At 48.2% G+C, this 13,031-nt stretch carries 8 protein-coding genes and 1 pseudogene; 1 reads left to right on the plus strand and 8 read right to left on the minus strand.

The window, feature by feature from the left end:
* The 8 genes and pseudogenes from JCM12259_RS03485 to menA form a co-directional block, all read right to left on the minus strand.
* Positions 1-1,389, minus strand: coding sequence for an efflux transporter outer membrane subunit (locus tag JCM12259_RS03485; RefSeq protein ID WP_025065430.1), 1,389 nt, complete (start codon positions 1,387-1,389; stop codon positions 1-3).
* Positions 1,390-1,398: 9 nt separating this feature from the next.
* A pseudogene (locus JCM12259_RS13635) lies at positions 1,399-4,628 on the minus strand (efflux RND transporter permease subunit).
* 70 nt (positions 4,629-4,698) lie between these two features.
* The gene (locus JCM12259_RS03495; RefSeq protein WP_025065431.1) at positions 4,699-5,892 is read right to left on the minus strand and encodes an efflux RND transporter periplasmic adaptor subunit; all 1,194 of its coding nucleotides are present in this window, start codon (positions 5,890-5,892) and stop codon (positions 4,699-4,701) included.
* A 440-nt stretch (positions 5,893-6,332) separates the two neighbouring features.
* Positions 6,333-7,766 (minus strand): CCA tRNA nucleotidyltransferase, encoded by a 1,434-nt coding sequence (locus JCM12259_RS03500; RefSeq protein WP_025065432.1) that lies wholly within the window; start codon positions 7,764-7,766, stop codon positions 6,333-6,335.
* A gap of 292 nt (positions 7,767-8,058) precedes the next feature.
* On the minus strand, positions 8,059-8,811 hold the full coding sequence (locus JCM12259_RS03505; protein WP_051559138.1) for a DUF6261 family protein: 753 nt from the start codon (positions 8,809-8,811) through the stop codon (positions 8,059-8,061).
* Between the two features lie 246 nt (positions 8,812-9,057).
* A complete protein-coding gene (locus JCM12259_RS03510; protein WP_036888493.1) occupies positions 9,058-10,686 on the minus strand; it encodes a hypothetical protein in 1,629 nt (542 codons plus the stop codon).
* Between the two features lie 19 nt (positions 10,687-10,705).
* Positions 10,706-10,882: a hypothetical protein gene (locus tag JCM12259_RS16900; RefSeq protein WP_172793004.1), complete on the minus strand. Its 177-nt coding sequence runs from the start codon at positions 10,880-10,882 to the stop codon at positions 10,706-10,708.
* A gap of 511 nt (positions 10,883-11,393) precedes the next feature.
* A complete protein-coding gene (gene menA / locus JCM12259_RS03525) occupies positions 11,394-12,299 on the minus strand; it encodes a 1,4-dihydroxy-2-naphthoate octaprenyltransferase (protein WP_025065435.1) in 906 nt (301 codons plus the stop codon).
* 71 nt (positions 12,300-12,370) lie between these two features.
* Between menA and JCM12259_RS03530 the strand changes: the two genes are divergently transcribed.
* The gene (locus JCM12259_RS03530) at positions 12,371-13,030 is read left to right on the plus strand and encodes an HD domain-containing protein (protein WP_025065436.1); all 660 of its coding nucleotides are present in this window, start codon (positions 12,371-12,373) and stop codon (positions 13,028-13,030) included.
* Position 13,031 lies beyond the last annotated feature (1 nt).

Below are 13,031 nucleotides of genomic sequence, written 5' to 3' on the forward strand. Positions count from 1 at the left end.
TTACTTGGCGCCTCCTCCTAACGCTTGATAAAGATTCACCACAGCCTGCATCTTATTGAAATCATCTGTCACTTTGGCGAGTTCTGCATTGAGAAGACTCTGCTGGGCAGTGATCACTTCAAGATAGGTGCTACTCGATTGATTGAGCAATTGCTTGGTATCCTCCACGTTTTGTTTAAGAGTGGCGATGCGTTTAGCTTCCAATCGACTCTTCTCTTCGGCCGAATTGTAAACGACGAGCGCATTGCTCACCTCGCTTCCAGCACTCAGAATGGCGTATTGCCACTTGTTATAAGCCTGCTCATATTGCGCTTTGGCCACTTTAAGTCCTGCAATGATCTGTCCGTGTTGGAATATTGGCTGCACCAAACTACCCACAGCTGACAACAACCATTTACCCGGATTAACGATACCCATGCCCGAACTGTTGGTGAATATGCCCGAACCGGAGATCGTTAAGTTAGGATAGAATTTGCCGCGAGCCGTTTTTACATTATAGAAACACTGCGCCAAAGACATCTCGGCATAGTGAACGTCGGGACGATTATTGAGCATTCGGATACCAATACCCGTCGATAAATTGGTGGGCAACGACTGATCTTCGAGTTTGCCACGCATAATCGTCTGTGCAGGTTGACCTAACAACAACGAGAGAGAGTTCTCGATTTCGCGGATTTGCCGTTGGAGATCCACGCGCTGAGTCTGAACCGAATAGTAATTGGCCTCTGCACTCTGTACACCTGTGGATCGGACACGTCCCAGATCTTTCTGAATCTTCATCAGTTCCCATGTATCTTTGGTAAGATTTTCCATGTCTGTGACGATCGCTAATTGTCGGTCGAGCATCAAAAGGGTGTAATACATATTGGCAATACCGCTGATCACATTAGTTTTGACAACCAACTGATAATCTCGTGTACCCAAAAGCGCCATCTGAGAACTGCGTTTTTGCGAGAGTAGATTGCCGAAAAGATCGATTGACCAACTTGCTGCGATAGGCAACTGATAGGTTTTCGTGGCCTTGTTCCCATCCCATGAAGCGATCGTTCCTTGCGGAGAGAATGTGAACGAAGGCACAAATGCCAGTCTCGCTGCTTTGAGTTGGGCTTCTGCCATCTTCACATTGAGGACGGCATTGAGTAAATCTGTGTTGTTGGCCAATCCTCGTTCGATCAGCGTTTGCAGCTGAGGATCGGTGAAAACCGTGCGCCATGGCATATCGCCGAAGCTCGAAGTGTCGGCCACGGCTAATGTATCGGTAGCCGAAACAGCGTCGCGCACCAATCCGCGTGCATTGACATCGGGTCGCTCATACTTACCGTAGAGACTCTTACAACCAGTGAACGTCACTGCCGCAAGCCCCAGAATGATTATATTTTTAATCTTCATAACCTTATCTTATTCATCCATTTTATATTCGATCGGCTTGCGTTTGAACGGTTGTAACTCACGAGCCACCTCGGGATTCTCTTCATCTTCAAAGGTAATCGGCTTGATTCGCTCTTGCAAATGCTCGAAAATCACAAAGAGAGTAGGTACAATCATAATCTGGCAAAGCATTCCAATGAGCATTCCTCCAATAGCAGCGGCACCCAAAGTCATGTTTCCGTTGTAACCGACACCTGTCGGAATCAACATCGGTGATAGCCCAATGATCATTGCCAAAGATGTCATCAAGATCGGACGAAGTCGTGCTCCAGCTCCCAAAATGGCCGACCAAGACACTGCCATACCTGTACGCCGCCGTTCAAGAGCGAACTCTACGATCAAGATTGCATTCTTGGCAAGTAATCCGATGAGCATAATCAGCGCGATCTGCATATAAATGTCATTGTTTCTACCGAAGAGTTGCGTAAAGAGGAACGCTCCGGCGAGTCCGAACGGAATAGAAAGAATGACAGAAAGTGGCAACAAATAGCTCTCGTATTGTGCACTCAGAATGAGGTAAACGAATGTGAGACAAAGCGCAAAAATCATCATTGTCGAATTGCTCGACTCCTGTTCGGATCGCGTCAAACCTGAAAAATCATAGGTATAACCCTGCGGAAGCGTCGTCTTTGCAACCTCGGCCATTGCTTGAATGGCATCACCCGTTGAGTAACCGTCAGCTGCACTGGCATTCACATTAATGGAAGTGAAGAGGTTGAAACGATTGATGTCTTGCGGACCGAACACTTTTTTCAGCGTCACATACTCGTTAATAGGAGCCATTCCAGCATTAGTGCGCACGTAAATATTATTTAGACTCTTGATATCCGTGCGTGCGCTGGGCGCAGCTTGAATGTAAACGCGGTACAGTTTACCGTAAGCATTGAAGTTAGAAGCATAAAGTCCGCCGAAATAACCTTGCATTGTGGAGAGCACTACACTTGGAGCAATGCCGCTCTGTTTGCATTTTGCCACGTCGACATCCATCATATACTGTGGATAATTAGAGTTGTACGTGGTCATCGCATTGCTAATCTCAGGTCGTTTGTTCAACTCTGCCAGGAAGTTTTGCGTAATCTTGAAGAACTTATCCACATCACCGCCGGTGCGATCCTGCATTGAAAAGGTCAAACCATTGGTCAAAGAGTAACCCATTACCATAGGAGGCTGGAAGGCTAAAACCTGTGCTCCCTTGATAGCTGCGGTCTGTTTATAGATCATTCCGAGTACCATCATCGAGCCCTCGTTATGCACGCCGATATACTTCAACGGTCCTTCATCTTTGTTTCGTTCCTCAAACGGTTTGAGTTTCAGAACAAATGTACCTTGATTGGAGCCTTGTCCGGCAATGAAGTTATAACCGGTGATTCGCGTACGACCGTCGATGGCCGGGTTGGTAGCTAACATCGCGTCTACCTGATCCATTACCTGACTCGTCTTTTCGAGACTGGTCCCCGGCGGAGTAGATACCGTTACGAAGAGCGTTCCGGTGTCTTCGTCGGGCACAAGACCCGTTTTCGTGTTCATTGCAGTGATTCCCAGCACAGCAATACCTATCAACACAGCCACGCCTGCAATAATCGGACGCTCTACAATACGCCGAACACCCACCTTATATTTATTCAACACCTTATCATATGTGGCGTTGAAGCTCGCGTGAAAACGGTCGATCATCGACATTTTACGCTCGCTTCCGTCTTCGTTTTTCGGTTTCAGCAAGATGGCACACAATGCCGGAGAAAGCGTTAAAGCGTTAACAGCCGAGATCACAATGGCTATAGCATCGTGATACCAAATTCTTTGTAGAACGTTCCGGATGTTCCGCCAAGGAAAGAGACAGGAATGAACACCGCAGACATCACCAATGTAATGGAGATAATGGCTCCGGAGATCTCACTCATTGCATCAATGGATGCCGTTTTGGCCGACTTATAGCCAAGATCCAACTTCGCGTGAACAGCCTCGACGACCACAATCGCATCGTCGACAACGATGGCTATGGCCAGCACTAACGCCGCAAGAGTCAGCAAATTGAGTGAGAACCCGAATACATAGAGGAAAAAGAATGTACCGACAAGCGACACAGGCACCGCGATTAATGGTATCAACGTCGACCGGAAATCCTGCAAGAAGATGTAAACGACGATAAACACGAGGATGAAAGCCTCGACCAGCGTCTTTACAAGGTCATTGATTGAGGCATAAAGGAACTCCGTTACGTCTTGCATGGCCTTGAATTCCAAGCCTGGTGGCAGTGACTTCTCCTGTTCAGCCAATACTTTCTTGATGTCATTGACAATTTGTGTGGCATTAGAACCAGCCGTTTGAGTGACCATCATCATCACAGACGGCTTGCCATTAAGACTCTGTCGCACTGCATAATACAATGCGCCCATCTCCACTCGGGCCACATCTTTCACTCGAATGGTCTGACCATTATCGTCGGTAGATATGATCATATTGCCGAACTCTTCCGGAGTTTGAAGCCTTCCTCTATATTTGATGGCATATTCGTATTGATTCTGGCTTTGCTCTCCAAACTTTCCTGGAGCAGCTTCGATGTTTTGCTGTGCGAGAACACCTGCAATATCCGACGGAACCAAGTTGTGTTGCTTCATCTTGATGGGGTCAAGCCACAAGCGCATCGTGTATGTCTTGGCTCCCATTGCTTCACAATCACCCACGCCGTTGACGCGTTTGATAGCCGGAATCACATTAATTGTTGCATAGTTGGAGAGGAATTGCTCATCATAACGCGTACTATCGCCGATCAAAGCAAATAAAAGCACGGTGGAAGTCTGGCGTTTTTGCACGCTCACACCACCCTGCGTAACCTCTGCCGGAAGCAGAGAACTGGCTTGGGTCACACGGTTTTGCACATTGACTTGCGCCATATCGGCGTTCATTCCTTGTTTGAAATAAATCGTTATGCTGCCTGAGCCATCATTAGTAGCCGAAGATGTCATATAAGTCATACCTTCCACACCATTGATTTGCTCTTCAAGCGGCGTCACAACGGAGTTTAACACTGTTTGAGCACTGGCTCCTGGATAGTAGGCACGCACCATAACAGTAGGTGGGGCGATGTTAGGATACTGCTCAATGGGCAGCGACACCAACCCGATAAGCCCCAAGATGACGATCAATATCGATATGACCGTCGACAACACGGGGCGATTGATGAAATTATCAAGTTTCATTTGCGTTTATTTTAGATATAATCAGCTTACGCACACAGCATCAGTCGCTGTTGCGCCAAGCCTTTCCGACTTATTTCCCGAAATCTTTTTTCAGTTTATTCAAGTCTCCTTGGTCTGCTCCCATTTGTGCCGTTTTTTTTAATTTCTCGGCATATTGCGCTTCGGTGAGTGGTTTAATCGCCATTCCATCGGTCAGAGACGACGTGCCCTTAACCACAAAACGGTCACCCACTTTCAGCCCGGCAGTAATCACATAGTTCACTCCGTCATCATTAGGATCCACTTTCACCTCCGTATATTTCACCTTTCCATCAGGACCAACGACATAAACGAAATAACGATCCTGCACTTGTGTCACAGCTTCCTGCGGCACAACGATCGCAGCATTATTGGTATGCGGCACAATGATTGCGCCCGACGAACCGCTCTTCAACAGATGCTTAGGGTTATCGAAACGTGCAATCATCGAGGTGGAACCGGTCGACGGATCGATCACGCCGCTCATTTTGGTCACTCGTCCGGGGTGATCATAGATCGTTCCATCGGCCAATTGCAGTTTCACAACAGGCATCCGCGCGATCGCCGCACTTACACTACCATCGGCTTTGGTCATATCCAAGACATCCTTTTCAGTCATAGAGAAATACACTTCCACCGCACTCGCATTCGAAACGGTGGTCAGTGCGTCGGGACTTGATGCACTGACAAGGGCGCCCACTTTGTAAGGCAGACTCCCGATTACGCCACTCGTGGGACTCTTGATATAACAGAAGCCCAGCGTTTCCTTAGCCGAAGCCAACGATGCCTGTGCTTGTGCCAATGCCGCCCGTGCACTCTCATAGGTGTTTTGAGCCGATTGCAGTTCGTATTGACCAATCACTTTGTTTTTGAATAATTGCTGGCTGTTGTCATAAGTCAACTTCGCTGTGCCGAGTTGAGCTCGTGCCGTGTTCACCGCAGCAGATGCTTGACGCACCGCAGCTTGGTAAGTGGCATTATCAATGACAAACAACAATTGCCCGGCATTGACACGCTGACCTTCGCGGACACATATCTTCGTGATAAATCCGGATATTTTCGGCCGAATCTCTACGTCCTGCACACCTTTGATTGTAGCCGGATACGTGGTTTGCGAAGCGGCATCCTGCGCTTCGACTGTGCGCACCGGATACTCGTTATCGCTCAAATTCATACCGCCTCTATTGCCGCACGAAATCATCAAAGCAGCCAAGGCGCCGATCAAAAACGACTTGTTTAGTTCCATACCTTATTATATTATATATTCAAATTTTCCGTCTCACTTGCAGTGTTACCTGAATACACCTTTCAGAAAACCAAAAACAATTATCAAGTTTCCGTTCGCAAAGATACGAATAATCACCACACGCTGTTACACCTCATTTTTTCTTTTAACAATAATTATTGAGGATGGGAAACGAAATTACGAAAAAGCGGAATACAACTGAGCTTCTCGCTACAAGCGACTCTTTCTGAACTGAATATAAGCTGCATACAAACGCCTTTGCAACTAACGGTCAATTGCGCTGCAACTAACGGTTTTTCGTACGCCAACGAAGCCTTTTTCGCAACGCGAAAAGAGCTATTTTGCATGGCGCGGAGAATTAAAAAGAATGGCGCGGAGAAATAAAAAGATTTGCGCAGAGAAATAAAAAGATTTGCGCAGAGAAATAAAAAGAATGGTGATCAGTTACCACCAACGAGTCCCATTTGCTTCGCTTTTTTCATCAAAAGTTCCATCAGCGGGGCGCGTTCATTGGCCACCCGATTGTCAAGAACGGCATCTTTGAGCGTCTGTTTCAATGTTCCCACTTCGCGACAAGGGGGTAAATGAAACATCTCCATGATCTCGTTGCCATCGATGCAGGGCTGAAGCAAACGCTTGTAATCGCGCTCTTTGAGATCAGACAACTTGCTGCGGACAATACGGAAATTATCGAGAAAACGCTGCTTCCGCACCTGACTCTTGCTCGTTATATCGGCCTCGCAAAGCGTCATCAGGTCGTCAATGTCATCGCCGGCATCGTTCATCAACCTGCGCACGGCACTGTCGGTCACCACATCATCGGCAATCACAATGGGACGCATGTGCAAATCCACCAGCTTTTGCACGTATTTCATCTTCGAATCCATCGGAAACTTCAATCGTCTGAATATCTCCGGCACCATCTTCGCGCCCAAATAATTGTGGTTATGAAATGTCCAACCCGCCGCATTGTCCCACCGTTTGCTCTTCGGTTTGCCTATATCGTGAAACATGGCAGCCCAACGCAACCAGAGATTATCCGTCTTCCGACTGATGTTATCCACCACTTCGAGCGTGTGATAAAAGTTATTCTTATGCGATTTCCCATTTCGTGTCTCCACGATATCGAGCTTCACAAGTTCCGGAAGAATCAGATTGAGCAGCCCGCAACGATACAATTCGTAGAAACCGCGGCTGGGTTGATCGGTCATCATAATCTTATTGAGTTCGTCGGCAACGCGTTCGCCGCTGACGATCCGAATGCGATCAGCATTGCGTTCGAGTGATTCGAAAGTCTCTTCGTGGATGAAAAAGCGCAACTGAGCAGCAAAACGCACACAGCGAAGCATGCGCAGTGGGTCGTCGCTAAAAGTGATGTCGGGATCGAGCGGTGTGCGAATCAGTCCGTCTTCCATATCGGCCAACCCGTCAAAAGGATCGACCAACTCTCCGAATCGGTCTTTATTTAAACATACAGCCAATGCATTGATGGTGAAATCTCGGCGATTTTGATCGTCCTCCAACGTTCCGTCTTCCACGATCGGTTTGCGGGAATCATGACTGTAACTCTCTTTTCGTGCACCGACAAACTCCACTTCAATATCCTTGTATTTCACTTGCGCCGTACCAAAATTGCGAAACACGGAGATATGTGCCCGCTTCCCGAGTCGCTGTTTCAGCACATCGGCCACCTGAATACCACTTCCCACCACCACCACATCAATGTCATTGGAAGCGCGTTCGAGAAAAAGGTCGCGCACATAACCGCCAACGACATAACAATCCAGCCCTAACGAATCGGCTGCTTCGGATATTTGGTGGAAGATTTCTTGATCAAGCAACTTGGCCAAATCGGCATCTGTGAGATTTCTCATCATCGTTTAATTTGGCTGCAAAATTACGACAAATCAATTGAAAAGCAAAACCCACCTTGCAGATTACCCCCCCCATTATTTCGACAAATGGGTTCCGGGAAATATCCCATTCTACTTTCTTTCTAATTCTTTCCAATTCTTCAAACATTGGAAAGAATTGGAAAGAAATGATGTCATATCTCAGCCATTGAGTCCTGACATAAGAATTGGTAAGTAATGAGAGAAAAGAAAAGAACAAAAGAATGGCGAGTTACAGACAACCCGCCATTTTAAATCATCATTGCGCACAAAGTCACCTTGTTAACTCGTCCCCTCGTCTACTTTGCTGTGCCCAACTTTCGTTATGGCTGGCTTTAAATTCGGCAGTGATTTTGTTCATGCCGTCCACGAGTGTGGCGATCATTTGCTTGTCGTCGTCGGCTGTGGCGAACAGATATGCGGCTTGGATATATTGGCATACCACTTCGAATGCTTCGTCTGTCTGCGGGCGAACCACTCGCGACGGCGGCAACTGGTTCGCCACGGCATCGGCCCGGCGCTGCCCGCGCAACTGTTCGTAAGCGTCGTTCACCGTGCGAAGTTCGTTAATCACCATCGTCAGGCCCAGCGCCGCAACCTCTGCGCCATGTTTGCCCAAATCCATCAGCAAACCAGCCACATGTGCGCTTTCCACTTCGAACGCCTCGCCCTGGATTCCGGTGTACGGGTGCATGGCGACATCGAGCACCTCGGCTGCTTCGCGAAGCACTTTTACGGGCGACTTCTTCTGCGCTTTCACGATGCCGAACAAGTTCGACAGCAGTCCGTCCCGCTCTTTGTCTTTGTCGATCAATCGCTGGCTGAGCACCGATGCAGCAGCCTCTTTATTGATCTCCACTTCGAGCAAAATTTTGCTGTACCACTCGTTCATCACCTCGGCCGGCATGTGCAGCTTCGCTTGATCGGCTGCGTGCACCAACTCATGCTGTTTGCGATGAAACTGCGCGTGTCGTGCGTTGTTGAACTGAGAAACGTAGCTCACATTGATCTTCATAATTGTTTTCATCGTCGTAATAATTTATTTTACATGGAAAAATATTCTTTTGATGCCGTCATCATTTATTTGGGGTTCTCGGGCGTGTTTTTGGCCTTACAATAAATTATTTCGGGGCCAAAGGAATTGCTTTAGCCCCGAAATAATTTATTTTTCCGCCCAACGAGCGTTTGTGGTGCTGTCATAATTTATTCTCACGCCAAAAATGCTTTTTAGCCCTCGCAATAATTTATTCCGCTCCATCGTCAATTAATATCGTTAATATTTCACGAACGGGCGAATGGGGTAGTGGTGGTACTTTCGACCGCTGTATAAGGCGAAGTATGATTGTTCCAAAGTCGCTGTTCCGACACCACTATAATCGCCGGGGATACCTTCCTCCGTACTTGACCAATAACTCCTGTTTGTTATCTTAACTCCGCCCACCTGTGTAAATGCCTCATTGACTAAGTTACCATACCAGTAATGGTTATCATACCCTCCCGGAGTATCGCCGAAGCCTAAGGGATAGATCCATTTCCAATCGCTGAACGACGGTAAATACCATTGCAAGGGAGTAAGGCCGGTATAAGCCGTGCCCGGATTATAGTTGGCAGCACCATTGAATGGAGGGAAATCAGGATTCAAGGCCTTTACCTTATTGCCGGTTACATTGCTATGTGTATAAGCTGGATTCCATGTCTCTTCTATGCCACTCGTAGCCTGACTGGTTAATGCATCTGTTAGGTTCGCTACACTATGCGTGTTGGTTTGTAACCAATGATAGGACGAGGTGGACCATGATGGTGTATATACAGTATTGTTCAGAGCTATGGCCATGTGTGTTCCTCTGTTTAGTACTACGGCGATGGGGGTCTTGCTGCCACCGCCAAAGGTCGTTTCCCTGAAAGTTCCGATATCGCCGTTACTCATCAGATAAGTGAACTGCGGTTTCATCTTGATATTGATTGTATAGGAGCCGTTGGCAATCAATGGCTTGCTGGTGGTGCTTAGGCCGGAGATTGAAAAGTTTAGAGGATTCCAGAAGATCGTGCCGCCGGTGAAATTGAGTTGCAAGTTCTTGGCGTCGGTCGTCGGCAGCACGTAATGATAATCGGGACAAATTGAGCTGTAGTTATAGGCTTCGCCGTAAACAGATGAACTGTAGATCGTCTCAGTACTGGCCGGCGAATTATTGGCTGTGGTGGGAATGGTTGTTGTTGCCGTGGGAGTATAAGTGTCGGTAGCGGGATTGTAAGAAACGGTTTGCGGAACGGTGGCGCCGCGAGAAGCGAACGTAGCCGTCGTGGCGGGTAAGTGCTTTTTGCAACGTATCATTGTCTGTATTCGGCAGCCGACGTGCTTCGACGAGAGATTGATGGTTTGGTCGACTGTTGTAAGCGCGATTTGCTGGTGCCCAATACGGGCGTCTTTGGCGTTGGCCAGCGTTACGTCGAGATTGTTGCCGTTGGGCGTTACTTTGTCGTTGAAGCAGACGAAATCGTAGGTATGGTTTCTCCCTAACAGCATGTATGCGTTATAGCCGGCGTCGGGGGTGAAACCGGTCGGCGTGAACGTTCCCTTCATTTCGCCTCGTAAAGCTCCGTTATGGTAGGCGCGAATGGTGTAATGCACGGGCGTGGTTACGCCGCGGGTTGCGACGAGTTTCTCAGCGGGCGCACGCTCGATGGATATTTCAGCCTCGCAGTCGCCGGCCTCGATAATCTGCGGCTGGGCCGATGGTGTGGCACGCGTCAGTTCGGTGTCAGCTCCGAATCCTTCTTCAGTAATGGTGAAGCGCACGCCTTGCGTTTCTTCTTTCTGATCTTTGGTATTGTCGTCATTACTGCACGACGACAGGGCGATTGCACCGAGCGCAATGCCGAATAATAATGCTCTTGTTTTCATTGTTGTCATCCTTTTCTTTTTACTCTGTTTCAAACTCTCCTGCGTCGATGTCGCCTTTGTCCTCCCAGTCGTCCTCCTGAAAAGAGGTTCCGCCGGGCGTGACTTTCGGGCTGCCGCAGATAAAACACTCTGTCTCCAACTCTATGATGGAGCATTCGGGCTTCTCGTAGCCCACTAAACTCTCTTTTTTCTTCATTGTTTCTCTATGTTTTGATGAATAAATTCGATCTTATTTTGCTTTTTGCTCGGTTGGCAAAAGGGTATAAAAAGGGGAACAAAGGGAACTCCGGTGAGCCCTTTGTTTATAGGAGTTTAGCCGTCTTCCCTCGCGCGCGCGTAGGCTGAGACGTGAAAGGCGTCTATGCCAGGTAAGATGTGTGTGTGTGTGTGTGTTAAGACTTTTTCCGAGATATGCAAATATAAAGCGTTAAAAGATGCAAGAGAATCGAAGTTCTTTTGCATCGCGCTACGGCTGTTTATATTTGCTTGTTTAATCATATTCTCGTTTGATCCTTTTGATCGGTCTCTCGCTTGTTCAGACCCCCATCCCCCTAACTTAGGGGGCGAAGGGGGCGAAGCCGGGGGCAAAGGTAAGTAAAGTTTCTTAAATGAGCAAATAATTAATCAATAAATTGAGTGTGGGCAAAGAGTGAATCAATCGTTTTGCATGTGGCACTCCTTATCTGATGAGCGACCTATGCCTCGCCTCACAGCAGTAGCCCGACCGCAACAAGGAGTCCATAAAGGAATATGTTGCGGGCTGTGTCGCCGAGTACACGATTCAGGGCGCGACCTTGATTGATCTGCACCAGCTTTCGATAAGTTCCGACATGCAACCATAGATAGACCATGGGGAGCAAGGAGGCCCAAAGGCTGCCGCTGCTGATGAAAACCAGTCCCAGCAGACATGCTGTGATCCCCAACCCAAGATACAGAAGTCGTGTCTGCGCAGGACCCAGCACGACGGCCAATGTGCGTTTTCCGACCCGCCGATCATTCTCCAAATCACGATAATTATTGACTACCAAAAGCGCATCCACAACCGTTCCGCAAGCTATCGAGGCAACAAACACCTCGCAAGTGACATGCTGTTCTCCCGCAGGCATTTCAAGATAATAAGTCAACACGACCGGTAGGATGCCGAAAAACAATAGCACCAGGACATCGCCCATCGCCATACGCGATAGATGTGTTGTGTAAAGGAAACAAAAAACGACACACAACGCCCCGCAGATGATCATTTCCAGGCCGCCCCACACAATGAGCGGAGCACCCACCATGCAGGCCAACACCGTGACGATGGCTATGCCCCGACGCATGGCCGCAGTAGTAATCCACCCTTGCGCACAAGCTCGCTTCGGTCCCAATCGATTTTCGTCGTCATCGTGCCTGATGAAATCGAAATAATCGTTGATGAAGTTGGCATCAATCTGCATGATAAAAGCAAACAGGAAACACAACACTGCCGGCATCCGATTGATCTGCCAGGCCGCATCCCGCAATGCCAAAGCCGTGCCGATCATCACCGGGACAGCTGCTCCTGTCAGTGTTTTGGGGCGAGAAGCTAACACCCAAGCCTTGGCCGAATTTGTCTGCACAGCATGTTCGTCTATCATATCCTCATCTTATTTTCTTGCAAAGTTACGGATAAAACGCTATTTTTGCAAACAAAAAACAACACGGAATGCCGACACTTCCCATTGTATCGCTCGACTTGATGGAGTTTATCGAGCAAAACATTCTTCCCCGTTACACAGCTTTTGACAAGGCTCATCAACTGCCACATATCACCCGCGTGATCCGGCGCTCGCTGGAATTGGCGAGCAAGATTGGGGCCGACACCAACATGGCTTATGTTGTCGCCGCTTATCATGATCTGGGTTTGGCCGGCCCGCGAGCCGTGCATCATCTCACAAGCGGCAAAATTCTCGGAGCCGATAGACGACTACGCAAATGGTTTTCAACCGAACAAATCAAGATCATGAAAGAAGCCGTGGAAGATCATCGAGCGTCGGCCTCGCACGCACCGAGAAATATTTACGGCAAGATTGTGGCCGAAGCCGACCGCGATTTGGATCCCGACATCGTTTTCCGACGCACGTTGGAATATGGTTTGGAACATTATCCCGAGAAAGATAAGGAAGCGCAGTGGCAACGCTTCATCACTCACTTGGAAAACAAGTATTCGTCTCACGGCTACATTCGGTTATGGATTCCCAACTCTCCGAATGAAGAGAATCTGAAAACAATCCGTGCGATCATCGACGATAAAGCCCAACTCAGAGCACGCTTTGAGTCGTTATACACTCAGATTGCAGTATCATCTCCTCCTTCTGAACATTAAA

The organism is Hoylesella enoeca JCM 12259 (assembly GCF_000613405.1).
In the GTDB taxonomy this organism is placed as follows: domain Bacteria; phylum Bacteroidota; class Bacteroidia; order Bacteroidales; family Bacteroidaceae; genus Prevotella; species Prevotella enoeca.

Excerpts from the sequence above, each read along its gene's own strand:
- JCM12259_RS03485 (WP_025065430.1), bottom strand. The coding sequence starts at position 1,389 with ATGAAGATTAAAAATATAATCATTCTGGGGCTTGCGGCAGTGACGTTC.
- JCM12259_RS03495 (WP_025065431.1), bottom strand. The coding sequence starts at position 5,892 with ATGGAACTAAACAAGTCGTTTTTGATCGGCGCCTTGGCTGCTTTGATG.
- JCM12259_RS03500 (WP_025065432.1), bottom strand. The coding sequence starts at position 7,766 with ATGAGAAATCTCACAGATGCCGATTTGGCCAAGTTGCTTGATCAAGAA.
- JCM12259_RS03505 (WP_051559138.1), bottom strand. The coding sequence starts at position 8,811 with ATGAAAACAATTATGAAGATCAATGTGAGCTACGTTTCTCAGTTCAAC.
- JCM12259_RS03510 (WP_036888493.1), bottom strand. The coding sequence starts at position 10,686 with ATGAAAACAAGAGCATTATTATTCGGCATTGCGCTCGGTGCAATCGCC.
- JCM12259_RS16900 (WP_172793004.1), bottom strand. The coding sequence starts at position 10,882 with ATGAAGAAAAAAGAGAGTTTAGTGGGCTACGAGAAGCCCGAATGCTCC.
- JCM12259_RS03530 (WP_025065436.1), top strand. The coding sequence starts at position 12,371 with ATGCCGACACTTCCCATTGTATCGCTCGACTTGATGGAGTTTATCGAG.